General features: G+C 69.7%; 25 protein-coding genes. 15 read left to right on the top strand and 10 right to left on the bottom strand.

The window, feature by feature from the left end; all coding sequences use genetic code 11:
- The first annotated feature begins 212 nt into the window (after positions 1-212).
- Genes FNH24_RS21110 through FNH24_RS21135 form a run of 6 tightly spaced genes read left to right on the top strand, consistent with a single transcriptional unit; the run spans position 213 to position 6,155 of the window.
- The gene (locus FNH24_RS21110) at positions 213-1,610 is read left to right on the top strand and encodes an ABC transporter substrate-binding protein (RefSeq protein WP_152364218.1); all 1,398 of its coding nucleotides are present in this window, start codon (positions 213-215) and stop codon (positions 1,608-1,610) included.
- A gap of 5 nt (positions 1,611-1,615) precedes the next feature.
- Positions 1,616-2,560, top strand: a complete 945-nt coding sequence (locus FNH24_RS21115; RefSeq protein WP_161606243.1) for a carbohydrate ABC transporter permease — start codon at positions 1,616-1,618, stop codon at positions 2,558-2,560.
- On the top strand, positions 2,557-3,438 hold the full coding sequence (locus FNH24_RS21120; protein ID WP_152364220.1) for a carbohydrate ABC transporter permease: 882 nt from the start codon (positions 2,557-2,559) through the stop codon (positions 3,436-3,438). Before FNH24_RS21115 ends, FNH24_RS21120 begins: the two co-directional genes overlap by 4 nt.
- A 23-nt stretch (positions 3,439-3,461) precedes the next feature.
- A complete protein-coding gene (locus FNH24_RS21125) occupies positions 3,462-3,911 on the top strand; it encodes a Rieske (2Fe-2S) protein (protein ID WP_152364221.1) in 450 nt (149 codons plus the stop codon).
- Between the two features lie 12 nt (positions 3,912-3,923).
- A complete protein-coding gene (locus tag FNH24_RS21130) occupies positions 3,924-5,015 on the top strand; it encodes an amidohydrolase family protein (RefSeq protein WP_152364222.1) in 1,092 nt (363 codons plus the stop codon).
- Between the two features lie 33 nt (positions 5,016-5,048).
- The gene (locus FNH24_RS21135; protein ID WP_170304524.1) at positions 5,049-6,155 is read left to right on the top strand and encodes an amidohydrolase family protein; all 1,107 of its coding nucleotides are present in this window, start codon (positions 5,049-5,051) and stop codon (positions 6,153-6,155) included.
- On the opposite strand, the gene FNH24_RS21140 is transcribed toward FNH24_RS21135, so the two are convergent.
- On the bottom strand, positions 6,134-6,376 hold the full coding sequence (locus FNH24_RS21140) for a hypothetical protein (protein WP_152364223.1): 243 nt from the start codon (positions 6,374-6,376) through the stop codon (positions 6,134-6,136). The genes FNH24_RS21135 and FNH24_RS21140 overlap by 22 nt on opposite strands.
- Before the next feature lie 21 nt (positions 6,377-6,397).
- Here FNH24_RS21140 and FNH24_RS21145 point away from each other — a divergent pair, with 21 nt between their 5' ends.
- On the top strand, positions 6,398-7,180 hold the full coding sequence (locus FNH24_RS21145; protein WP_152364224.1) for a maleylpyruvate isomerase N-terminal domain-containing protein: 783 nt from the start codon (positions 6,398-6,400) through the stop codon (positions 7,178-7,180).
- A 67-nt stretch (positions 7,181-7,247) separates the two neighbouring features.
- Positions 7,248-7,946 carry a GntR family transcriptional regulator gene (locus tag FNH24_RS21150; RefSeq protein ID WP_152364225.1) on the top strand — a complete coding sequence of 233 codons (699 nt, stop codon included), beginning with the start codon at positions 7,248-7,250 and terminating at the stop codon, positions 7,944-7,946.
- On the opposite strand, the gene FNH24_RS21155 is transcribed toward FNH24_RS21150, so the two are convergent.
- Complete coding sequence (locus tag FNH24_RS21155; protein ID WP_152364226.1) at positions 7,909-8,643, bottom strand: cyclase family protein; 735 nt, start codon at positions 8,641-8,643, stop codon at positions 7,909-7,911. The two genes, FNH24_RS21150 and FNH24_RS21155, sit on opposite strands and share 38 nt — an antisense overlap.
- Before the next feature lie 22 nt (positions 8,644-8,665).
- Here FNH24_RS21155 and FNH24_RS21160 point away from each other — a divergent pair, with 22 nt between their 5' ends.
- The 3 genes from FNH24_RS21160 to FNH24_RS21170 all read left to right on the top strand — a co-directional run bounded on the left by FNH24_RS21160 (position 8,666) and on the right by FNH24_RS21170 (position 11,624).
- Positions 8,666-9,625, top strand: coding sequence for a sugar phosphate isomerase/epimerase family protein (locus tag FNH24_RS21160; RefSeq protein WP_217428400.1), 960 nt, complete (start codon positions 8,666-8,668; stop codon positions 9,623-9,625).
- A 16-nt stretch (positions 9,626-9,641) separates the two neighbouring features.
- The gene (locus FNH24_RS21165) at positions 9,642-10,619 is read left to right on the top strand and encodes a 4-hydroxythreonine-4-phosphate dehydrogenase PdxA (protein WP_152364227.1); all 978 of its coding nucleotides are present in this window, start codon (positions 9,642-9,644) and stop codon (positions 10,617-10,619) included.
- Positions 10,620-10,694: 75 nt separating this feature from the next.
- Positions 10,695-11,624, top strand: coding sequence for an EamA family transporter (locus FNH24_RS21170; protein ID WP_246187005.1), 930 nt, complete (start codon positions 10,695-10,697; stop codon positions 11,622-11,624).
- 5 nt (positions 11,625-11,629) lie between these two features.
- Here the strand turns inward: FNH24_RS21170 and FNH24_RS21175 are convergent, their stop codons facing one another.
- Genes FNH24_RS21175 through FNH24_RS21185 form a run of 3 tightly spaced genes read right to left on the bottom strand, consistent with a single transcriptional unit; the run spans position 11,630 to position 14,418 of the window.
- On the bottom strand, positions 11,630-12,466 hold the full coding sequence (locus FNH24_RS21175; RefSeq protein WP_152364228.1) for an aldo/keto reductase: 837 nt from the start codon (positions 12,464-12,466) through the stop codon (positions 11,630-11,632).
- Between the two features lie 49 nt (positions 12,467-12,515).
- Positions 12,516-13,361: an HhH-GPD family protein gene (locus FNH24_RS21180; protein ID WP_246187006.1), complete on the bottom strand. Its 846-nt coding sequence runs from the start codon at positions 13,359-13,361 to the stop codon at positions 12,516-12,518.
- Positions 13,362-13,380: 19 nt separating this feature from the next.
- On the bottom strand, positions 13,381-14,418 hold the full coding sequence (locus tag FNH24_RS21185) for a Gfo/Idh/MocA family protein (protein WP_152364229.1): 1,038 nt from the start codon (positions 14,416-14,418) through the stop codon (positions 13,381-13,383).
- A 156-nt stretch (positions 14,419-14,574) separates the two neighbouring features.
- Here FNH24_RS21185 and FNH24_RS21190 point away from each other — a divergent pair, with 156 nt between their 5' ends.
- Complete coding sequence (locus tag FNH24_RS21190; protein WP_152364230.1) at positions 14,575-15,318, top strand: hypothetical protein; 744 nt, start codon at positions 14,575-14,577, stop codon at positions 15,316-15,318.
- A 6-nt stretch (positions 15,319-15,324) separates the two neighbouring features.
- Here FNH24_RS21190 and disA read toward each other — a convergent pair whose 3' ends face one another.
- From disA to FNH24_RS21205, 3 genes are all read right to left on the bottom strand, one after another.
- Positions 15,325-16,362 (bottom strand): DNA integrity scanning diadenylate cyclase DisA, encoded by a 1,038-nt coding sequence (gene disA / locus FNH24_RS21195; RefSeq protein WP_343031875.1) that lies wholly within the window; start codon positions 16,360-16,362, stop codon positions 15,325-15,327.
- Positions 16,363-16,508: 146 nt separating this feature from the next.
- Entirely contained in the window at positions 16,509-17,960 is a 1,452-nt protein-coding gene (gene radA / locus FNH24_RS21200) for a DNA repair protein RadA (RefSeq protein ID WP_152364232.1), read from the bottom strand.
- 73 nt (positions 17,961-18,033) lie between these two features.
- Entirely contained in the window at positions 18,034-18,960 is a 927-nt protein-coding gene (locus tag FNH24_RS21205) for an NAD-dependent epimerase/dehydratase family protein (RefSeq protein WP_152364233.1), read from the bottom strand.
- 76 nt (positions 18,961-19,036) lie between these two features.
- Between FNH24_RS21205 and FNH24_RS21210 the strand changes: the two genes are divergently transcribed.
- A complete protein-coding gene (locus FNH24_RS21210) occupies positions 19,037-19,915 on the top strand; it encodes an RNA polymerase sigma-70 factor (RefSeq protein ID WP_152364234.1) in 879 nt (292 codons plus the stop codon).
- Between the two features lie 85 nt (positions 19,916-20,000).
- On the opposite strand, the gene FNH24_RS21215 is transcribed toward FNH24_RS21210, so the two are convergent.
- Entirely contained in the window at positions 20,001-20,225 is a 225-nt protein-coding gene (locus FNH24_RS21215) for an ATP-binding protein (RefSeq protein ID WP_152364235.1), read from the bottom strand.
- Positions 20,226-20,236: 11 nt separating this feature from the next.
- Positions 20,237-21,712: an aminotransferase-like domain-containing protein gene (locus FNH24_RS21220; RefSeq protein ID WP_161606244.1), complete on the bottom strand. Its 1,476-nt coding sequence runs from the start codon at positions 21,710-21,712 to the stop codon at positions 20,237-20,239.
- 105 nt (positions 21,713-21,817) lie between these two features.
- On the opposite strand from FNH24_RS21220, the gene FNH24_RS21225 reads away from it, so the two are divergent.
- Positions 21,818-22,816: a Gfo/Idh/MocA family protein gene (locus tag FNH24_RS21225; protein WP_161606245.1), complete on the top strand. Its 999-nt coding sequence runs from the start codon at positions 21,818-21,820 to the stop codon at positions 22,814-22,816.
- Positions 22,813-23,613, top strand: coding sequence for a sugar phosphate isomerase/epimerase family protein (locus tag FNH24_RS21230; protein WP_161606246.1), 801 nt, complete (start codon positions 22,813-22,815; stop codon positions 23,611-23,613). The genes FNH24_RS21225 and FNH24_RS21230 overlap by 4 nt, the downstream gene beginning before the upstream one ends.
- The last annotated feature ends 40 nt before the right edge of the window (positions 23,614-23,653 follow it).

Consider the following 23,653-nt stretch of genomic DNA (forward strand, 5'->3'; position numbering starts at 1 on the left):
CTTCCTGCCAGCCCCGTCCGAATTCTCCGACCTGCCCGCACCACGGTAGCCGTCCGGCCGCCGTACGCTCCGCCCGCCACGAGGGACCAATCGGTCAGAATTGGCCCTGTCTCCGATCGGATGACGGACGTAAAATTCCGTCTAACGGAAAACATTTCCTGAGTCCGGCGTGCGGGGTGCGACCAGGCACTCGATCGAGGGGGATCAGAGACATGAACGGAAACGGTTCGCTCTCGCGCCGCGGCTTCCTGTCCGGGGGCGTCGCGGCCGCTGTGGCCGGCGGCTCGATGCTCGCCGGCTGCAGCGGTGGCCCGCAGTCGACCACGCCGCCCGGCTGGACCGAGGTGACGTTCAGTTCGATCGGCGACGCGAAGTCGCAGCAGATGTTCCAGGACATGATCGCCGCCGCCCAGACGGAGACGCTGGACGAGCTCAAGATCAAGATCATCTGGAAGCCGGCGCCGGGTGACGGCTGGGACAGCGTGATGTTGCAGTTCGCGTCCGGCACGGTCTGTGACGTGCAGCGGATCGACGATGATCGGGTCTACGCCCTCGCGGTCGACAACAAGATCCACCAGCTCGACCCGTTCATGCTGGATCCCAACCTGGGTTGGGATCTGGATGCCTACAGTGACAGCTTCGCCACCAAGGTCGCGGTCGAGGGCTACCAGTTCTCGGTCACGCCGGCGGTGAGCGCCAACACCTTGTTCTACAACAAGGCGCTGTTCGCCAAGGCCGGGCTGCAGGCGCCGACCTCGTGGGCTGAGGCCTGGGAGTGGGACGAGTTCGTCGACGCGGTCAACCGACTGACCGTCCGGGACGGCGACCGGACCGAGGTGTACGGGATCCAGTTCGCCGCCAACGTGGTGCAGCCGTGCGGTTACGGCGCGGGCGACGTCGCCCTGAACGAAGATCAGACCGAGTGCGGATTCACCAAGCCCGAGACCGAGCAGGCGATCGACGGTCTGATCCAGCTGATCCGCGGTGGCTTCGCGCCGACGGTCGACATCGACACCCTGCCGCTGTTCAACTCCGGCAAGCTGGCCATGGCCTGGCAGGGGATGGACGTCGCCGCGCAGGTCAACGCCGACATCGACTGGGACGTGATGCCCTGGCCGAAGACCCCGCTCTACGCGGCGACCAAGAACTACGCCCGGACCTGGGTCATCCCGAAGACGGCCAAGGATCCGCAGGCGGCGTTCCTGGCGTTGAAGGCGTTGAGCGGGCCGGCCGCCTCGACCGTGCTGGCCAGGTCCCAGTCCGCGGTGCCGATGCTGACCGAGGTGGCCACCAGCGCGGCGTTCACTGATCATGAACGGCCGGCCACCCCGGCGGTGTGGAGCCAGACGCTCGACTCGGTCGGCGACAACCAGGTCGACATCCCGATGCCGCGCGGGCCGATCGGCGACGCGTTCGCCGCGACCTTCGTCGAGGGTCCGCTGGCCAACGGCCTGCTGGCCGGCAAGCTGGATGCCCGGGACTATCTGCAGCAGGGCCGGCAACGGGTCAACGACGAGATCAAGCGCCGGTCCTGGAATTCCTCCAAGGGGATCGAGCAACTGACCAAGGGGGCGCTGGAGTTCCCGGACCAGAAGGTCCTGGACCAATGACCACGATGACCGCTCCCCGACGGGCTCAGGGTGCGTCCCCACCCGCGGGGCGGCCGGTCAGCCCGCAGCGCCGCTCCACCGCGCGCCGCAATCTGATCCGCGGCTGGCTGTTCATCGGCCCGGTGGTGCTCGGCACGTTGATCTTCAACGTGCTGCCGGTGCTGCCGACCTTCGGGCTCAGCCTGACCGCCTGGAACGGGCTCAGCGCGCCGACCTGGGTCGGCCTGGAGAACTATCTGCGGATGTTCAGCGGGGATCCGCTGCTCGCCCAGAGCTTGATCAACACCGTCCTGTTCACGCTCGGCTATGTGCCGTTCGGCATCGTCGTCGGGCTCGCCCTGGCCCTGCTGGTCAATCGTTCGCTGCCGGGGATGGCGATCTTCCGGGCGTTGATCTTCCTGCCGTACGTGACCTCGCTGGTCGCCGTCGGCATCGTCGCCAAGTGGGTGTTCAGTGATCAGTACGGGGTGCTGAACGCCATGCTCGACACGGTCGGGATCCGGGGGCCGCACTGGCTCGGCGAATCCAACACCGCGATGCTGGCGGTGATCATCACCTCGATCTGGGCCAACATGGGCTTCAACATGGTGATCCTGCTGGCCGGGCTGCAGAACGTGCCGGACACCCTGATCGACGCGGCCAAACTGGACGGTGCCGGGCGCTGGGCCCGGTTCGTCCACGTCACGGTCCCGTTCCTGACCCCGACCCTGTTCCTGTTGTTGATCTTGCAGACGATCGGGTCGTTCCAGGTCTTCGCGCTGATCCTGGTGATGACGCAGGGTGGTCCGGGCCAGGGCACGTATGTCTACATCTATCACCTCTGGTACGAGGCGTTCCAGATGCGCAACATGGGGTACGCGGCGGCGATGGCCGTGATCCTGTTCGTGATCATCGCGTTGATCACCTGGGCCCAGGCCCGGCTGTCCCGGAGGTGGGTGTTCTACCAGTGACCACCACGACCGTCGCTCGCCCACGGCCCTTCTCCCGGCGCAACGTCGGCAAGTTCGCCCTCTCGGCCGGCGTGGTCTACCTGGGCTGCGCGATCGTCGCGCTGATCGCGATCGGGCCGTTCCTGTGGATGCTGTCCACCTCGTTCAAGCTGCCGGGCGACGTGGTCGCCATGCCGCCGGAGCCGCTGCCGAACCCGGCGACGACCGAGAACTACACCTCGCTGATCAACAACCCGATCCTGCCGTTCCGGACCTTCGTCGGCAACAGCACCTACATCGCGGTGCTGGTGATCATCGGCCGGTTGCTGGTCTGCGCCCTGGCCGCCTACGGCTTCGCCCGGTTGCGGTTCCGCGGCCGCGACCTCGCCTTCGGCATGCTGCTCGGCTGCCTGATGATCCCGGACATGCTGATGATCTTGCCGCTGTACGCGACCTACGTGCAGGTCGGCCTGGTCAACACCCACTTCCCGCTGATCGTGCCGCCGATCCTGTCCAACACATTCGGCACCTTCCTGCTGCGCCAGTTCTTCCTCTCCATCCCGCGGGAGTACGAGGAGGCGGCGCTGGTCGACGGGGCGAGCCATCTGCGGATCTTTGTCAGCATCATGTTGCCGCTGGCCAAGCCGGCCCTGGCCACGCTGGCGATCTTGACCTTCGTCAGCTCCTGGAACGACTTCTTCAACCCGCTGATCTATCTCAGTGATGTGGACAAGTTCACGTTGCCGGTGGGTCTGGCCTTCTTCCAGAACGAGTCCGGTGCGGACTACGGCCCATTGATGGCCGGCGCGACGTTGTCGATCATCCCGACCGTCGTGCTGTTCGTGCTGACCCAGCGACAGTTCACCCGAGGCATCGCGATGACCGGACTGAAGTCATGACCACGACCGACGGAGGAAGATCGATGGCCAAGTATGTGGTGGGCACCGTGGACGAGATCCCGCCCGGGAGCCGCAAGATCATCGAGGTGGCGCGGCGCTCGATCGGCGTGTTCAACGTCAAGGGCACCTATTACGCGATCCGGAACCACTGCCCGCACGCCGGCGGCCCGCTCTGCGAGGGGGTGACCTCCGGGCTGGTGACCTCGGACAAGCCCGGCACGTACGAGTATCTCAAGCAGGGCGAGATCCTGCGCTGTCCCTGGCACGGTTGGGAGTACGAGATCGCCACCGGCCAGTCCTGGTTCGATCCGGAGCGGACCCGGGTCCGGGCCTACACGACGACCGTGACGCCGGCCGCGCAACTGCCCCGGTCCAACCCCGAGCTCGAAGCGGCGGGTTTCGCGCCGGGTCCGTACACGATGGAGATGTACGACGTCGAGGTCGACCGTGAGTTCATCGTCGTCAGCATCTGACAGGAGTTGATCATGACTGTCGAACTCGCCGACTACCGGCGTCCCGCGGACTGGCCGGCCGAGGAGTTCCTGGTCGACGCCGACGTGCAGATCAGTCCGCCGTCGCTGACCACCCTCTTCCCCTATCTCGATGATCGCTGGCGGGACTACATCGTCGAGGGCGGCATGGGCGGATTGGCCTCCAATCTCTACCCGGGTTCGGCTCCGGGTGTCTTCCTGCCCGGCAGTGCGCCGGCCGCCGGCCCGCCCGGCTCCGATCTCGACCTGATGCGGACCCAACTGCTCGACCCGTGGCGGACCTCGATCGCCGTCCTCAACTGCGTCTACGCCGTTGATCAACTGCACAATGATGATCTTGCCGACGCGCTGTGCCGGGCGGTCAACCAGTGGCAGCTGGAGGAGTGGCTGCTGGCCGATTCCCGGCTCCGCGGCTCGGCCATGCTGCCGCTGCAGAATCCGGCCCTGGCGGCGCGCGAGGTGAAGCGGATCGCGCGGCACGACGAGTTCGTCCAGGTGATCCTGCCGGCCCGGACCCGGGAACCGCTCGGCCGGCGCGGGTTCTGGCCGATCTACGCCGCCGCGCAGGAGGCCGGGCTGCCGGTCGCGATCCAGGCCGCCGGGATCAGCGGCAACCCGCTGACCCCGGTCGGCTGGCCGACCTACTACGTCGAGGACTATGTCGATCTCACCCAGGCGTTCCAGGCCCAGGTGCTGAGCTTCGTCGCCGAAGGGGTCTTCGCCGAGTTCCCCGACCTCCGGGTCGTCCTGATCGAGAGCGGCTTCACCTGGCTGCCGTCGCTGATGTGGCGCTTCGACAAGGACTGGAAGGGCCTCCGTCGCGAGGTGCCGTGGGTGAAGCGGCCGCCGTCGGAGGTGATCCGGCAACATTTCCGGATCACCGTGCAACCGCTGGACGAGCCGGAGGAGCCGCGGCAGCTGCTGGAGATCGTCGATCAACTCGAGGCCGAGCAGCTGCTGTTGTTCGCCACCGACTATCCGCACCTCCAGTTCAGTGCCGGGGAGCGGTCGATCCCGCGCGGGCTGACGCCGGAGCTGCGGTCCAAGATCCTGTCCGGCAACGCGCGGCAGCTCTACCGATTCTGATCATCGAGGTTTGATCATGGAGGGGATTCGATCATGGTGAGTACGACCACCGCGGCGCTGGTGAGCGCGGTCAAGCGACCGCGGCACGCGATCATCGACTGCGACATCCACAACACCGTCTCGGCCGACTCGCTTGATCGTTTTCTGCCGGAGCGGTGGCTGCGGCACAAGCGGACGTTCGGCGGTCGGCAGCACACCGGGGCGGTCTATCCCAAGCAGTCGCCGGGCGGCGGCGCCCGCCGCGACTCCTGGCCGCCGTCGGGGATGCTGCCGGGCGCCGACCTCGATTTCATGCGGGTGCAGCACCTGGACCCGATGAACGTGGAGTTCGGCATCCTGAATTGCCTCAGCGGCGCCGGCACCCAGCTGAACGCCGAATACTCCGCGGTGCTCAGCACGGCGACCAACGAGTGGCAGATCGCCGAGTGGTTCGAGAAGGATCAACGGCTGCGCGGCGGCATCATCGTGCCGGCCGAGGACGGCGAGCTGGCCGCGGCCGAGATCGACCGGATGGCCGGCCATCCCGGCTTCGTCCAGGTGCTGCTGGTCGCCCGGACCGCCGAGCCGCTCGGCCGGCGCAAATACTGGCCGATCTATCGGGCAGCCGAGCGGCACGGCCTGCCGGTCGGGATCCACTTCGGCGGCGGTGGCCGCGGCGTCCCGGTGAGCGCGGCGGGTTGGCCCTCGTACTATCTCGAAGATCACGTCAGCATGTCGCAGGCGTTCCAGGCGCATGTGGTCAGTCTGGTGATCGAGGGTGTCTTCGAGCGGTTCCCGAAGCTGCGGATCGCCTTGATCGAGGGCGGATTCGCCTGGTTGCCGCCGCTGGCCTGGCGGCTGGACGCGCACGTTGCCCGGCTGGCCGACGAGGTGCCGCACCTGACCCGGAAGCCGTCGGACTACATCCGTGATCATCTGTGGGTGACCACCCAGCCGATCGAGGAACCGCACCGACCACGGGATCTGCACACGGTGTTCGAGCAGCTCGGCGGGGTGGACAAGGTGATGTTCTCCACCGACTATCCGCACTGGGACTTCGATTCGCCGACCGGCGCCTTCCAGGTGCCGCTCGATCCCGAGCAGCGGAGGAAGATCTTCACCGAGAACGCCCGCGCGTTCTACGAACTGCCCGGAAGTTGATCTTCGCTGTTGCTGCGGCCGCGCAGCAGGGTCAGCGCCGCCGGGTCGTCGGAGCGTAGCCGTTCGACCTCCTCGCCGTCGTCGCAGCGGCAGAGCGAGACGGTGACCGTGTGAACCGACCGGGTCAGCACGTGCCAGGTCGCGCCGGACTCCTCCCAGCGGCGGAGCCGTTCGGCCAGCTCGGCGGCGGGGATCGGACTGTCCGGGTTTTGCGCTGTCATCCTCCGCCTAGGGTACGAGCCATGACCTTGGACTATCTGGCGCACCTGGCGGCCGATTCGGACCGGTTCGCCACAGTGATCGCCCGGGCGCCGCAGGATCGCCCGGTGCCGAGCTGCCCGGACTGGACGGCCGCGGATCTCTGGTTCCACCTGGCCGAGGTGCAGTGGTTCTGGGCCCGGATCGTGGGCGGCCGGCTGACCGAGACGGCCGGTGTGGAGGCGCTGCCGGCGCCGGAGCCGACCGACGATCCCGGCGCCTTCTTCGCCCGGGCCACCGCGGCGTTGCGCCGGGCCCTCGCCGAGACTCCGCCGGAGACGCCGGCCTGGAGTTGGGCCGAGGAACAGACCGCCGGCTTCAGTTATCGCCGGCAGGCCCACGAGGCGCTGATCCACCGGGTCGACGCCGAGCTGGTCGCCGAGGACCGGACGCCGCTCGACCCGGCGCTGGCCGCGGACGGCGTGACCGAGGCGCTGACCGTGATGTACGGCGATCCGCCCCGCGACTGGGGCGAGTTCCGGCCGGATCCGGCCCGGGTGATCGAGTTCGCCGCCACCGACACCGGCGACCGCTGGCGTACCGTCGTCGGTCGGTTCACCGGAACCAGCCGCAGCGGCGAGCAGCACGACCTACAGACCCTCGACGTCGCCGGCCCGGACGCCGAACCGTCGGCCCGGATCACCGGTGCCGCCGCTGACCTGGACTGCTGGCTGTGGCACCGTCCGCCGCTCGGCGAGGTGATCACCGACGGCGACCCCGCCACCCTCGCCGCGTTCCAGGTCGTCATCCGCGACGGCCTCGACTGAGGGTTCTTCCTTCTTCCTATAGCATCCGGGGTGACCCGGCGTGGCCGGTCGAGGAGTGGAGGCGGCGATGGGCACCGTTGAGGGCCGGTTCGACATCACCCGGCGTGCGCTGCGCGATCAGGTCTACGAGCGGATCCTGGAGTTGTTGCTGTCCGGCGAGATCGCGGCCGGTGAGCGGCTCTCGATCGACACCATGGCGCGGGAGCTGGCCGTGTCGCCGACCCCGGTGCGCGAGGCGCTGGTGCAGCTGGAGCGGACCGGGCTGGTGACCCGGGAGGCGCTGAAGGGGTACCGGGTCGCGCCGCCGCTGGACCATGATCAACTGACCGAGCTGTTCGAGGCGCGGCTGATGCTGGAGGAGACCGCGGCCCGGTTGGCGGCGCGGGATGCCGAGCGGCTGGTGCCGGCGCTGGCCGCGGCGCACGAGCGGCACCGCGTGGCCAGCGCGGCGGTGCTGGCCGCCGGGGAGGGTGGCGCGGCCGTGCCCCTGCCGGTGACGCAGCAGTACTTCGACGCCGACCGCGCCTTCCACGACGTGATCTTCGCCCACTCCGCCAATCGCTATCTGGAGGAGATGTACGACGGCCTCGGCGCCCTGACGCACCGGATGCGCCAGGCCGCGTTGCGCGGGCCGGAGGACGTCCGGGAGGCGATGGCCGAGCATGCGGCCGTGCTGCAGGCGTACGAGAGCGATCCCGAGGCGGCCGCCGCCGCGATGGTGCGGCACGTCACCGGTGTTCGGACCCGCTCGCTGTCCGGTCACTAGCCTCGGCAGCGAGGAAGGCGAGAGCGCGGGCCGGGGCGCCGTCGGAGCGGACCAGGCGCAGCGGCACGGCGGCGAAGGTGCAACGCGGCTGGGTGATCGCGGCCAGGTTGGTCAGGTATTCGATCTGCGGGATGCCCTTGGTCAGCAGGATTCGGTGGCACGGCCAGTCGTCGTCGAGGTCGGCGCTCGGTGCCCAGTCGTCGACGTAATCGGCGCGGATGCCCCGGTCCTGCGGGAAGTCGAAGCCGATCGCGCTCACGCCGGCGGCCAGCACCCACTCGGCCGCGGCCCGGGTGAGCCAGGGCGCGCGGGTCCAGTACTGCGGCGTGCTGGTCGGCCAGCGCGTCTCATGATCACTGCGGACGAGCAGGATGTCGCCGGGCCGGATCGGGGTCCGGTCCAGGTGCTCGACGTCGATCGCCGCGTTGTCACCGAGCGCCGAGACGTCGGCGACGACCGCCGGCCCCATGATCGTCTCCAGCCGTACCTCGTCGAACCAGCCGCCGGCCGGGTCGACATGCCGCGGCGCGTCGACGTGGGTGAAGCCGTGCGCGCCCATCGTCAGCGCCGTGGAGTGGAAGTGGCAGCCGCCCTTCGCGGTCAGTTCGCGGTGGGTGATCGTCGGCGCGAACCGCCAGTGCTCCTCGATCGGCATCGAGCAGTCGATCACCTCGTGATCAAGCAGTCGAAGCACCATCCAACGATCCTATAGGATATAGGTGACCGATGAGATGAGGACCACCATGCCCGAGGCTGCGCCCTACTCGGCCGAGACCTGGCCGATCGCCACCTGCCTGCACGGTATCCCGGTGACCGACCGCGAGGGCGTACCGCTGCACGACGCGCCGCCGAAGTCGTGGGATGCCGTGTTCCTGGAGGTCGCCGAGCTCGGCTTCGACCGGATCGAGCTGTCCGACAGCCACCTCCGGCCGGCCGACCTCGAGCCGAGCCGCCGGGATGAGCTGCTGGCGATCGCCCGCGACCGCGGCGTCGCGATCCCGTCGCTGCACGTGCAGCGCAAGAGCGTGATCATGCCCGGCGACGACGGCAGCCGGAACCTGGCGTACGCCCATCGCTCCATCGACGCGGCCGCGGCCTGGGGCATGGAGGTGTTCTCGACCGGGCTGCACCAGCCGTTCACCGCCGCGCAGCGCGCGGCCCTATGGTTCTGGACCGTGCCCGGGCCGGTGGATCCGGACGATCCGGAGGTGTGGGCGACGGCGGTCAGCCGGATCCGCGAGCTCGGCCGGCACGCGGCCGAGGTCGGGCTGCTGATGTCGCTCGAGTTGTACGAGGACACCTATCTCGGCACCGCCGACAGCGCCGTCCGACTGGTCGAGGAGGTCGGGCTGGACAACGTCGGGCTCAATCCCGATGTGGGCAACCTGATCCGGCTGCACCGGCCGGTCGAGGACTGGCGCGAGCTCTACGCCAGGACGCTGCCGTACGCGAACTACTGGCACCTGAAGAACTACGCCCGGGACGAGGCCGGCGACGGCAGTTGGCACAGCTCGACCCCGGCCACGCTGGAGGCCGGCTTGATCAACTACCGGCAGGTGGTCCGCGATGCCGTCGAGGGCGGGTTCACCGGAATCTTCCTGATGGAACACTATGGCGGAGACAGCCTCGGCGTCTGTGCCACCAACCAGCGCTACCTGCGCACACTGTTGCCGCGGTGAGAGCGAGGAGTTGATCATGACGGAACGGCCCCGGATCGCCCTGACCCTCGGTGACCCGGCCGGCATCGGGCCCGAGCTCGTCGCGCGCCAGCTCGCCGACCCGGACACCGGACGACGGGCGAAGATCATCGTGGTCGGCGACGAACGGGAGTTGACCGACGCGATGGACGACGCCGGCGTCCGGTTCGACTGGTCCCGCGATCCCGCGGACGGACTGCCGACCTTGATCGACAACGGCGGCGAGCGGCCGGCCGGCGGCTTCGTCCGACGTGAGGCCAGCGCGGCCGGCGGCAGCTGGGCGATGGCGAGTCTGCGCCGGGCTCTGGAACTCTCCAAGGAGGGAGCGGTCGACGCGATCGTCTTCGCTCCGTTGAACAAGTCGTCGTTGCACCTGGCCGGGATGACCGAGCCGGACGAGATGTCCTGGTTCGAATCCGTCCTCGACGACGGCACCCGCGCCACCGAGCTGAACGTCCTGCCGGACCTGGTGACCGGGCGAGTCACCTCGCACTGCTCGATCGCCGAGGTCGCCGACCTGATCACCATCGACGTGATCATCGAGCGCGGCGAGCTGCTGGACGGGGTGTTGCGCGCCCGCGGCATCGACCGGCCCCGGATCGGGGTCTGCGCGCTCAACCCGCACGCCGGCGAATCCGGCCGCTTCGGCCGGCACGAACTCGACGTCATCGAGCCGGCCGTCGCCGAGCTCCGCCGGCGGGGACTCGACGCCAGCGGCCCGTTCCCCAGCGACACGATCTTCCTCAAGGCTCGCGACGGCGCGTTCGACGGCGTCCTCACGATGTATCACGACCAGGGCCAGATCGCCGTCAAGCTCCTCGGCTTCGACCGCGGCGTCACCATGGCCGGCGGCCTCAGCGTCCCGATCTGTACCCCGGCCCACGGCACCGCCTTCGACCGCGTCGGCACCCGCTCCGCCAACCCCGGCGCCTACCGCCACGCCTTCGACGTCGCCACCGCCGTAGCCACCCCCTAAAACCCGCCGAGCCGCCCGCGGATGACGGGTCGGCGGGGTTGGGGGAGGGCGGCGAGGGTCTGACAGAGTGGGCGGGTGACGTCAGCGGAACCTGCGGGGGAAGGGGCCGGGGTCGGTGGTTCCGGGGCGGGGCACAGTCGGGTCGACGCGCTGGCCAATCGGGTGCCGGCGGTGTGGTTGGTGATCATCGGCATCGTCTCGGTGCAGTTCGGCGCCTCGATCGCCAAGGATCTGTTCCACCTGGTGTCGCCGACGACGATGGTCTGGTTGCGGTTGGTCAGTTCCGCGGTGGTGTTGATGATCATCGTCCGGCCGCGGTTCCGCGGTCGGAGCCGGACCGATTGGCTGCTGGTGCTGGGGTTCGGCGTCACGCTGCTGGTGATGAACTGGGCGATCTATCAGTCGATGGCCCGGATCCCGATCGGGGTCGCGGTGACGATCGAGTTCCTCGGGCCGTTGGCCGTGGCGGTGATCGCCTCCCGCCGGCTGCGCGACCTGACCTGGGTGCTGCTGGCCGCGGCCGGCGTCGCGCTGCTCGGCTTCACACCCGCTGGGCTGAACCTCTCCGGGGTCGCGTTCGCGTTGCTGGCCGGGCTCTGCTGGGCGCTCTACATCCTGCTCAGCGCGCGTACGGGACAGCGCTGGTCCGGGCTGTCCGGGCTCGCCGTCGCCAGCACGATCGGCAGCGTCGGGCTGACCCCGTTCGCGCTGGCCGAGGCCGGGCCGGGCGTGTTCCAGCCGCAGGTGTTGATCTTGGGCGTGGCGATCGGGCTGATGAGTTCGGTGATCCCATACAGCCTGGAGATGCTGGCCCTGCGGCGGATCCCGCCCGGGGTCTTCGGCATCCTGATGAGCCTGGAGCCCGGCGTGGCCGCGGTGGCGGCGATGATCTTGCTGTCGGAGTTCCTGCACCTGACCCAGTGGATCGCGCTGGCCTGCGTCGTGATCGCCAGCGTCGGCGCGACCCGCACCCGGACCCGCGCCGACCCGCCGCCTGTGGATTAAGGGGGTCAGTGGCCTTGGGTGTCGGAGTCGGACAGGCCGGCGCCGTGGCGGTCGAGGGCGGCGATCGCGACCACCTCGTCGTCGGTCAGCTCGAAGTCGAAGATCGCCAGGTTCTGCTTGGCCCGATCGGGGCTGCTCGAGCGCGGGATGCTGACCAGGCCGAGCTGGTGGTGCCAGCGCAGGATCACCTGGGCCGGTGTCTTGCCCTTGGCCTCGGCGAGTTCGGTGATCACCGGCTCGGAGCGGAGGTCGTCGCCGGAGCCGCCGATCGGGCTCCAGGATTCGATCACGATGCCGTGATCGACGGCGAACGCCCGGTCCTCGGTCCGCGGATGGTACGGGCTGAGCTGGATCTGGTTCACGTCCGGCACGATGCCGGTCTCGTCGATCACCCGCCGCAGATGGGCCGGCTTGAAGTTCGAGGTGCCGATCGCCCGGAGCAGGCCGTCGTCGAGCAGCGCCTTGAGGCCGCGGACCGCGTCGACGTACTGGTCCTGGTCGGGATTCGGCCAGTGGATCAACAGCAGATCGACGTAGTCGACGCCGAGCTTGGCGATGCTGGCGTGGAAGGCCCGCCGGGCGCCGTCGACGCTGTGCCATTCGCGGTTGAACTTGGTCGTCACGAACAGCTCCGACCGGGGCACGCCGGAGTCGGCGAGGCCGGCTCCGACCGCGTCCTCGTTGCGGTAGTTCTCGGCGGTGTCCAGCAGCCGGTAGCCGGCCTTGATCGCGGCGCTGATCACGGCCGCGCCGTCGTCGCCGTTCAACGAGTAGGTGCCGAGCCCGAGCGCGGGGATCTCGGCGCCGTTGCGGAGCGTGATGGTCGGGGCGATGCCGGTCATGGGGCCTCCTGGCGGATGAGTCGAGCCTTGATCATGGTAGTGCCGCGCCTCACGGCAGCCGGAAGCCGGTGGGGCAGGGCCGGATCAGCCCGTCAGTGATCAGGCTGTCCAGGGCTCGGGTGAATTGATCATGGTCCGGCCACGCCGCGGTCAGTACGCCGAGCGGAGCCGGATCGTCCCGGCCGCGGAGCACGGCGAGGATCGCGCCGCGGCACTGTCGGTCGGTGCCGTCGTAGGCCTGGCCGCGGCGCGGCGGGCCGGACCAGGCCGGATAGCCGGCGGCCCGCCAGGCGCAGTGATCACGGACCGGGCAGAGCTCGCATGCGGGCGATCGGGCGGTGCAGACGACGGCCCCGAGCTCCATCGACGCTGCGGCCCAGCGGGCGGCCCGATCGGCTCGCCGGGGCAGGAACGTCGCCGCCAGGGTGCGCTCGGCGGCACTGATCGAGACGGCCGGATATTGAACCCCGGCAGCGATCCGGGTGATCACCCGGCGCACGTTGGTGTCCAGCACCAGGTGTCGCTGACCGAAGCCGAAGCTGGCGATCGCCGCCGCGGTGTAGTCGCCGACCCCCGGCAGGGCGCGCAGAGTGTCAAGATCATCCGGCACCTCGCCGTCATGATCTCGATCGATGGCCACCGCCGCCCCGTGCAGCCGCAGCGCCCGCCGCGGATAGCCCAGCCGGCCCCAGGCGCGGACGGCCTCACCGGCCGGCTCGACCGCCAGGGCAGCCGGCACCGGCCAGCGCTCGACCCATCGTTGCCAGGGTTCCAGCACGCGGCTGACCGGCGTCTGCTGCAGCATGAACTCGCTGATCATGATCTGCCACGGCGTGGTGTCCGGCCGTCGCCAGGGCAGATCGCGCGCGTTGCTGTCGTACCAGCGCAAGATCACCGATACGACCACGGACGGCCTAGCGCTCGACGGTCTCGACCTGACCCGACGTGGCCGACCGGGCGGCCGCCTCCATCAGGGCCAGGGTGCCGAGGTTGCGCCGGCCCGACGTCTCGGGCTCCTGACCGTTCTTGATCGACTCGACCAGCTCGGTCAGCACCCCGGCCCGGCCGAGCCGGGACAACTCGACCAGGTCGGCGGTCTCGGTCTTCGCCTCCTTGGTGCCGCGGCGGACCCGGACCAGCTCGTGCGGGGCATCGTCCTCACCGGAGCGTCCGGTCCAGTAGATCTCGCCGTTCTCGCACTCCAAGTGCCAGTCGCCGCTCCAGGTGGTCGGCTCGCCCGGGCTGACCCAGCTGCCGCGGTAGCTGACCACGATGTCGTCCTCGAAGGTGACGGTGACGGTCGCCGCCGCTTCCTCGACGAACCGGCTCCACGGCGGATCGGTGATCTGGGTGAAGACGGTGCGCGCCTCGCGGCCGAGGATGAAGCGCATCAGGTCGAAATGGTGGATCGCCATGTCGTAGAGCAGCGGGTGCCGCAGCCGGTAGTGCTTGTTGGTGCCCGGCTCGGCGTCGTTGGCCCACTTCCGGAAGTCGATCCGGACCGCCCCGAGGGCGCCGACGGCCTGCTCGGCGACCAGCTTCGCCGCGGTCCGGGCGGCCGGCTGATAGCGGTAGTTCTGGCTCACCATCAGGATCCGGCCGGTCTCCTCGGAGACCGCGATCGCCTCTTTGGCCTCGGCCAGGTTCGCCGCGAACGGCTTCTCGGTGACGACGTGCTTGCCGGCCCGCATCGCCTCGATCGCCAGCGGGACATGCCCGTCGACCGGCGCGGTGATCAGCACGGCGTCGGCCTCGCGGGCCTCCAGCGCCTCCGCCAGCGAGGCGAAACAGTCCTCCGGCGAGACCCCGAGCCGCTGCTGGGCCCGGGTCAGCATGCTCGGTTCCGGGTCGACACAGGCGACCCGTTCCACCTCGGGCACCTGCGGCAGCCGCCGCCGTTCCCAGTCCAGTCCGAAGCCGCCGAGTCCAACATGGATCAATCGGGTAGTCACCGGACAAGTCTGTCGCGGGCCGGGTACGGGACGACCGGCACCCCCCGAATCGTCCGATGACCGGACCCGTACCGGGCTCCCACTAGGAGTGCAGGGATGGCCGACCCCCGGCGTGCCTAGCCCAACCGGGTGTCCGACGTCCCTACGCTCGCAACCATGAGCGGCGTACTGCGGCCGGTCGGACCCGAGCCGACCGGAAGGTACTGGATCCGGCGGGCCCTGGTGGTCGGCGTTGTCGCGCTGTCGATCACGCTGATCGTCGTCGCCGTACGCGCGCTCGGCACGCCGGACCCGACCTCGGCCATCCCGCCCCAGGCGAGCGGGACTCCGACCCCGAACGCGTCCGCGAAGACGAGCTCGACACCGACGCCCAGCGGTTCGCCGAAGCCCAGCGGATCAGCGACGCCGAGTGGGTCCGGCACGCCGAGTGGCTCGCCGAACCCGAGCGGCACGCAGGCTCCCGGGGCGTCGCCGACTCCGACGGCCCCGACGCCGTCCGCTCCGCCGAAACCTCAAGCCTGCAAGGCCTCCGACCTGCGGCTGACCTTGATCGGCAAGCGCTCGGTCCGGGCCCAGCGGGATTCGAGCTACCAGCTGTCGGTGATCAACGGCGGCCAGGACAGCTGCGTGGTCACGGTCGACCAGGACACGTTCGAGCTGGCGATCACGTCGGGCAGCGACCCGATCTGGAGCAGTGATCACTGCAAGAAGACGATCAAGCCGGCGACCAAGACCCTGGCCAGCGAAGAGGCCCTGGCCTGGACGATGACCTGGAACGGCGAACGGTCGCTCAAGGACTGCAAGAACAGCTCCGAGACGCCGCGCGCCGGCATCTACTGGGCGAACGCCGAACTCGACGGCGGCGAGCCGGTCAAGTGGCGGATGACCCTGTCGGAGTGATCCGGGTCAGTCCATCCGTTCGGTGTAGGCGGACTCGGCCAGCCGGACCAGGCCGTCCCGGATGATCCGGGCCCGGCTCTCGCCGACGCCGTCGATCTCCTGCAGCTCGGCGGTGCTGGCGGCGAACAGGGCCTGCAGGCTGCCGAAATGCTCGATCAGCCGGTGTCCGAACGCCGAGGGCAGCCGGTGGATCTGCGCCACCTGCCGATAGCCGCGGGTGCTGATCCGGGTGTCCAGGTGCTCGTGCGGGGTGAAACCGATGGTCCGGGCGACGGTCAGCGGCTCGAGCAACTCGGCAGTGGCGAGCGCGGTCAGCCCGGCCAGCCCCGTCCAGTTGTCGGCGTCGGCCGGCCGGTAGTCCCGCTCCAGCAGCAGCCGCAGCTCGTCGACGCCGCCGCCGAGCTCGTGCAGTTGCAGGGTCAGCATCCGGCCGTCGGTGCCGAGCTCGAGGGCATGCCGGTCGAGCTCGGAGGTGAGCCGGCGGATCATCTCGAGCCGCTGGGCGACCACGGCGAAGTCGCGGACCGTGACCTGATCCTGGACCTCGAGCGAGGACAGCCGGGTGGTCACCTCCCAGAGCCGGGCCTTGTAGCGCTCCAGCGTCTGCAACGCCTGGTTGGCCCGGGACAGGATCTGCTCGGAACGCTCCACCAGGTGCCGGTGCGAATCGAGGTAGAGGGTGATCGTCGCCATCGACGCCGACACCGACAGGGCGGGCAGTCCGGTCTGTCGGGCCACGCGCTCGGCCGTGCGGTGCCGGGTGCCGGTCTCCACCGTCTCGATCGAGGGGTCGGGCATCAGCTGCACACCGGCCCGGACGATCCGGTTGCTGTCCGGGTCGACGATGATCGCGCCGTCCATCTTGGCCAGCTCACGCAGCGCGGTCGGTGTGTACGCGACGTCGAGATTGAAGCCGCCGGTCGAGAGCTTGTCCACCTCACGGCTCACCCCGAGCACGACCAACGCGCCGGTCCGGCCGCGCAGGATCCGTTCCAGCCCTTCCCGCAGCGGTGTTCCGGGAGCCAGTAGGGCCAGATACTCCACCAAGCGGCAATTCGGGTCGTGTGACTCCGACAAATCTTTCCCCGTCCGTTGCTTGTCCCTCGGAATCCCGCATCCGGCAGGCCAAGGCTGGCGCCCATAGTAAATGGTGAGCTGGTTGGGATGTCTTAACCCGACCGCCGGATCGATCAGCGGATCGGGATCGGGCCCGAGCGGTCGGCGGACGGTTCGGGGGGCGCCGGTCGGCGCATCAGGTCAAGGGCGCGCAGGGCCTGGCCGATGGTGGAGACGGTGTGCACCCGGAGGCCGGAAACGATCTTCGGCATCCGGTCCGAGGCGCGCCGGCTCTCCGCCGGGACGATCGCGTCGGAGAAGCCGAGCCGGGCGGCCTCGGCCAGTCGACGGTCCGTGCCCGGGACCCGGCGCAGCTCCCCGGCCAGCCCGATCTCGCCGATCGCGACATAGCGCGGCGCCGAATCGGTGCCGACGGTGACCCGCTCGTTGACCGTCGCGGAGGCGACCGCGATCGCCGCCGCCAGGTCGGCCGACGGATCGGTGACCTTGGCACCGCCGACGGTCGAGACGTAGACATCGCGATGATGCAGGGCGATCCCGGCCCGGCGTTCCAGCACGGCCAGCACCATCGCCAGCCGACCGGGGTCGACGCCGTGCATGGTGCGTCGCGGCGACTGCAGCGACGACGGCGCGACCAGGGCCTGCAGCTCGGCCAGCAGCGGCCGGCGGCCCTCCATGGTGACGGTGATGCAGGTGCCCGGCACCGGCTCGTCGTGCCGCGAGGTGAACAGGCCGGACGGATCGGACACCTCGACGATGCCGGTCTCGCTCATCTCGAAGCAGCCGACCTCGTCGGCCGGGCCGAAGCGGTTCTTGGTCGCCCGGACCATCCGGAAGCCGGAGTGCCGGTCGCCGTCGAACGCGAGCACGACGTCGACCAGGTGCTCCAACATCCGCGGCCCGGCGATCGCGCCGTCCTTGGTGACGTGGCCGACGATGATCACCGCCATGCCGCGCCGCTTGGCCACCCGGACCAGCGCGCCGGTCACCTCACGGACCTGGGTCACCCCACCGGGCGAGCCGTCCGCCTCGGCCGCACCGATCGTCTGCACCGAGTCGAGCACCATCAGTGAGGGCCCGACCTCCTCGATGTGGCCGAGCACCGTACCAAGATCATTTTCGGCGGCCAGATAAAGATCATCGGCGACTGCGTCGGTCCGGCCGGCCCGCAACCGGACCTGGGCCGCCGACTCCTCACCGGTGACGTACAACGTGGTCCGCCCGGCCTTGGCCCAGCGCGCCGCGACCTCGAGCAGCAGCGTCGACTTGCCGACCCCCGGCTCACCGGCGAGCAGCACCACCGCCCCCGGCACCAGGCCGTCGCCCAGCACCCGGTCCAGCTCGCCGACCCCGGTCAGTGTCCGGGCCGCCGCGTCGGCGCTGACCTGGGAGATCGGCACCGCCTTCGACGTCGGCCGGGCCGCGGCGATCTTGGTCAGCTTCGGCGCGCCGGCCTCGACGACACTGCCCCAGACCTGGCACTCGCCGCAGCGACCGACCCAGCGGACGGTCTCCCACCCGCACTCGGTGCAGCGGTACGCCGGACGAGACGATGACTTGGCCATGCCCGACAACCTAGAGCCCGGCGCCGACAGCGGCCTCGCTACGACACGGGCACCGGTGTCAGCACCCACCCCACTAGCCGCGTCCGTCGCGGAATCCGTCGCGCCAACTTGGATACAGCGGGGTCCAGCCGAGCGCGGCCTTCGCCTTGGTGTTGGCCGAGCCGCGTATCCGAGTCGACAGGTGGGCGACGGCCGGGCCGGCCAGCAGCCGGCCGAGCCAGGCGGGGATCTGGCGGGGCGGCTTGGCGCCGAGCTCACGGGCGAGCACCGGGAGCCATTCGGACAGCGGCGCCGGCTCGTCGTCGACCACGTTGTAGACGCCGGGATCGCCCTGGGTGAGTGCGGCGATCGTCGCGGCGGCGGCGTCGTCGACGTGGGTGAAGGACCAGATCCCGGTGCCGCCGCCGATGATCGGGAAGCCGCCGCTCATGATCAGCTTCTCGTAGTCGCCGCCAGCGCCCAGGGAGGTCCCCGGCCCATAGAAGTTGCCGTAGCGCTGCACGATCCCGCCGGTCGCCGGGACCACCCGCTCCAGATACTCGATCCCGGCGAGGGTCTGCCGCTGGGTCGGGATCGGGTGCGGGTCGAGCCCGGCCTCCTCGTCCTGCACCCGCGGACCGTTCGGGTCGTTGGTCCAGTTGGTGTAGGACTGCGCGATGAACCGGCCGACGCCGACGTCCGCCGCCGCGGCGAGCAGATTGTCGGTGCCAGTCGTCCGCAGCGCATTGGTCTGGGCGAACGCCCGGTCGAAGTTGCGGACGCTCGCGCCGCCGAGCGCGGTGAGCTGATGAACGATGGCATCGGGCCTGGCGTCGCGTACGGCCTGGATCACCGCCGACCGGTCCAGGGCGTCGACGCTGCGGATCTCCGCGCCGAGCGCGGTCAGCTGCTCGGCCCGGCTGCTCCGGGTCAGCCCGACCACCTGATGCCCCTGCTCGAGCAGCATCGGCACCAGCCGCCGCCCCACCACGCCGTTCGCCCCTGCCACGAGAACCTTCATGTTCCGCTCCTAAACTCTTGGTCGCCCTCTGAGACGAGGCACCCGGCACGGCTGTGACACGGCAGGAGCAACCAAGATGGATCAGGCTTTGTACGCCGACTACCGGCCGCTGATCTTCTCGGTCGCCTATCACATGCTGGGCAGCGCCGCCGATGCCGAGGACGTGGTGCAGGAGACGTTCCTGCGGGCGCTGCAGGCCCCGGAAATCCAGCACCCGAAGGCGTATCTGACGACGATCGCCACCCGGATCGCGATCGACCAACTGCGATCGGCCCGGGTGAAACGGGAACGCTACTTCGGCGAGTGGATCCCCGAGCCGCTGCTGACCGAGGACGGCGCCTGGCACGCGGAGACCAAGGACGCGCTGTCGCTGGCCGTGCTCACCCTGCTGGAGCAACTGACCGAGGCGGAGCGGGCCGTCTTCGTGCTCCGCGAGGTGCTCGACTTCCCGTATCAGGAGATCGCCAAGATCATCGACAAGTCCGAGGCGAGCTGTCGCCAGCTCTTGTCCCGGGCCCGCAAGCACGTCCAGGCCGATCAGCCACGGTTCGAGGTCTCGCCGCAGCGGCGGGCCGCGGTGGCCGAGCAGTTCTTCCGGGTGTTCGAGAGCGGCGAGACCGCTGGGCTGGTCCAACTGCTGGCGGACGACGTCGTGTTCCACGGCGACGGTGGCGGCAACGGCTGGGGGATCAAGAGCCCGGTGATCGGCAAGCTCCAGGTCACCCGCTTCCTCGGCGGCCTGCTGCGCCAGCAGGATCGGCTGCAGGTCCACCTGGAGCCGGCCGAGATCAACGGCGCTCCGGGAGCGCTGGTCCGCACCGCCGACGGCGCGCTGGTCAACGTGATCAGCCTGGACATCGTCGACGGCCGGATCGCCGCATTCCGGTCCGTGATCAACCACGACAAGCTGCGGCACCTCGGCCCGCTGGCCGACCTCGACACCCTGGTGCCGTGACCTCGGTGTCGCAGGATCACTGCGTGCGGGGCGTTACAACGTCAAACCGGCCGTTAGGTCCCCGCACCAAGAGCTTTCGCGACAACTAACCCAAAGCCTCACGGACGGCGGCGACCCGATCATGGGCGAGGTCCATCGTCCGGCTCCACTCCTCGATCGGGATCCCGTCGCCGCCCCACAGCCCGCGCTCGGCATTGAGGTCATCCAGGCTGACCAGCTCGCCGCCGAGCTCCGCGGCCAGATAACCGGCGACCGTGCTCTTGCCCGAGAACGACCGGCCGCAGAGCAGCACCAGGCCACGACATCCCATCGATCCCTCCTTCAGGTGGTGATCGAGGCGACCGGCACCGGGGCCACCCGGGCGCCGTCGGTGAACGACTCCCAGGCGCGGGCCAGTCGTTGGATGCCGGCTCGCAACACCGGCGCCGGCAGCACGTACGGCAGCCGGGTGTGATCATCGATCCCACCGCCGTAGCCGAAGGCGGTGCCCGGGGCGATCACCACGCCGTAGCGCAGGGCGACATGGCCCAGGTTGGTGATCGACGAGGTCGGCGTCCGGACCCAGAGCGAGGGTCCGCCCCGCGGCAGCGACCAGGTCCAGTCCGGCAGGAACTCGCCGAGCAGCGCCGACAGGGTGTCGAGGCCGGCCCGCAACTGGTCCCGGCGGGCCGCCTGCGCCTCCTCGACCCGTTCCAGGAGGTGCACCGCGATCTGCTGGCTGATCAAGGAAGTGCCGAGGTCGGTGATGCCCTTCATCTGGGCCAGCCGGCCGACCACCTCGGCATTGCCGCGGATCCAGCCGATCCGCAAGCCACCCCAGTAGAGCTTGCTCATCGAGCCGATGGTCAGCAGCCGCTCGCTGTCGGTCAACCCGGCCAGTGGCACCGGTTGGCTGCCCTCCAGCAGGGTCCCGGACAGGGCGGTGTCGTCGACCACGATCACCGGATGGCGTTCGGCCAGCCGGGCCAGCTTGTGCCGCCGGCCGTCGGCCAGCACGGTGCCGGTCGGGTTCTGCACCGTGGACTGGGCATAGACCAGGCGGGGCGGCCGCTGCGCGATCAGCTGCTCCAGCCGCTCCACCACCATGCCATGATCATCGGCCGGCACCGTCTGGATCCGGGCGTGGGCCAGCCGGAACGCCTCCAGCGCTCCGCGATAGGTCGGGGCCTCGGCCACCACCCCGTCGCCGGGTGCGAGGCAGCCGTGGGTGATCAACTCCAGCGCCTGCTGGGCGCCGCTGGTGATCAAGATCTGTTCGGCGGTGGTCGGCACGCCGACCCGGGCATACCACCGGGCCACCGACTCGCGCAGTGCCGGCAGCCCGCGTGGATGGTAGCCGTGATGCTCGGCGCCGAGGGCGAGATAGTCGGTCCGGGTCAGCCCGGCGGCGACCTCGCTGACCAGCGGCAGACAGGGCAGGGCGGCGGTGGAGAAGTCGACCGTGCCCAGCCGCGGACTGAGGAACGCGGAGCCGGAATGATCACCACTGAGCATCGGCGAGGACACGGTCTCCCGCTCACCGGAGCGCAGGTGCGGCGGGCAGACCCGGGTGCCGCTGCCCTGCCGCCGGATCAGCCGGCCGTCGGAGCACAGTGATCGATAGGCGGTGACCACGGTAGTCCGGCTGACCGTCATGGCGTCGGCCAGCGCCCGCTCCGACGGCAGCAGCGCCTCCGGCGGCAGTTCGCCGAGTTCGATCAGCTCCTGGATGCCCTCGCTCAGCTGCCGATGCAGCGGCCCGGATCGGCTGCCGGACTCGAGCAGCATCCGGGCGAGGTGTTCCGCGGTGAACTTCATAGAGGGATAGCAAAGTCCAATTCTGATCAGTTGGCTATAGGAAGCCGTACCCAATCCTGCCAATCTGGAAAGAAGGCTGGACCACTCGCGATCGGACCCGACGGCATGAATGATCATGAGGCTGCACCGCTGCGACTCGGCATCGTCGGGGCCGGGGCACTGGCGTCGCGGCGGATCTATCCGTGGCTGTCGAGACTGCCGGTCGAGCTCACCGCGGTCTGCGAGCTGGATCCCGGCCGCGGCGCCGCCGCGGCGCAGCAGTTCGGGGCCAAATCGGTCTACACCGATCACACCGCTATGTTCGCCGAGGCCGGGCTGGACGCGGTGATCGTCTGCGTCGATCCGGAGGCGCACGCCCGGCTGGCGACCGAGGCGATGCGGGCCGGGCTGCCGGTCTACACCGAGAAGCCGCCGGCGGTGACGGCCGAGGCGGCCGAGGAGGTCGCCCGGGTCAGCCGGGAGACCGGGGTGAGCTGCATGACCGGCTTCAAGAAGCGGTTCGCTCCCGCGTACGCGAAACTCCGCCAGGCCATCGCCGACGGCACGATGGGCGAGCCGAGCCTGCTCAGCATCGATTACGCCAGCGGCGCCTACGCCAATGATCAAGATCGGCCGCGGAGCCAGTTCCTGCTCGACTTCGCCGTGCACATCATCGATCTCAGCCGGTTCCTGTTCGGCGAGGTGGCCGGCGTTTACGCCCGCAGCCCCGAGCCGTCCACCTACGCGGTCAACCTCGGCTACCGCTCCGGCGCGGTCGGCACCCTGGCCCTGTCCGCGCACCGGGACTGGGGCGTCTCCACCGAGAAGGTCGAGATCACCGGCGGCCCGGGGCAGTTCGCCTCGGTGCAGAATTCGATCACCATGGTCCGCCACTCCGGCCGGGAGATCGCCGACTGGCACGACCCGAGCTTCTCCACCGCCGGCGGCGATTCCATGATCGAGACCGGCTTCGCCGGCGAGCTGACCGAGTTCGTCACCGCGGTCCGGGAGCAACGCGAACCGGAGTCGAGCATCCACAGCTCCAGCCGCACCATGCGGCTCTACCAGTCGATCGCCGAATCGGCCGCGTCCGGCTCGGTGATCACGATCGAGGAGCCGGCGTGAAGATCGCGTTCTCCACCATCAGCTGCCCCGGCTACGACGCCGAGCAGATCGCGCGCGCGGTCGGCGACTACGGCTACGACGGCGTCGAGTTGTACGCCCTCGAAGGCGAACGACTCACCCCCGACCTGCTCCGCGACCGATTTCCCGAGCTGCGCAAGGCCCTGGCCGGCACCGAGATCGCCTCGATCAACAGCTGGGCGGCGCTGACCTCGTCGCTGACCCCGGGCGGCGCCGACCCGGAGGCCCAGGTGATCGCGGCGATGGAGCTGGCCGCCGACCTGGGCTGCCCGATGATCAAATCCTTCGGCGGCGCGTTCCCCGATGATCATCCGGCCGAGGCGGTGATCGATCACGTCGCGGCCGCCGCCAACCGGCTGGCTGATCATGGTCGGCGGACCGGGGTCCGGCTGGTGATCGAGACCCACGACGGCTTCTGTCTGGGCCGGACGCTGGCCGCCGTGCTGGACCAGGTGCCCGACGACGGCTGGGTGAACGCGCTCTGGGACGTGCACCATCCGTACCGGATGGGCGAAGCGGTCGCCGACACCGACGCCCTGGTCGGCGACCGGGTCCGGCACGTGCACGTCAAGGACGCGGTCCGCGCCGGCGACGGCTGGAGCTTCGTCCGACTCGGCGAGGGTGAGCTCCCGGTCGAGTCGATGATCAAGCTCCTGGCCGCCCGCGGCTACGACGGCTACGTGTCGGTGGACTGGGAGAAGATGTGGCATCCGGAGATCGAGGATCCCGAGACGGTGCTGCCGCAGTATGCCGAGGTGCTGCGCACCTATCTGGGCTGAAAGGGCTCGCCGCCGAGGGCACCACGCCGTACTCTCGTTC

The organism is Microlunatus speluncae (genome assembly GCF_009299835.1).
Classification (GTDB): domain Bacteria; phylum Actinomycetota; class Actinomycetes; order Propionibacteriales; family Propionibacteriaceae; genus Microlunatus; species Microlunatus speluncae.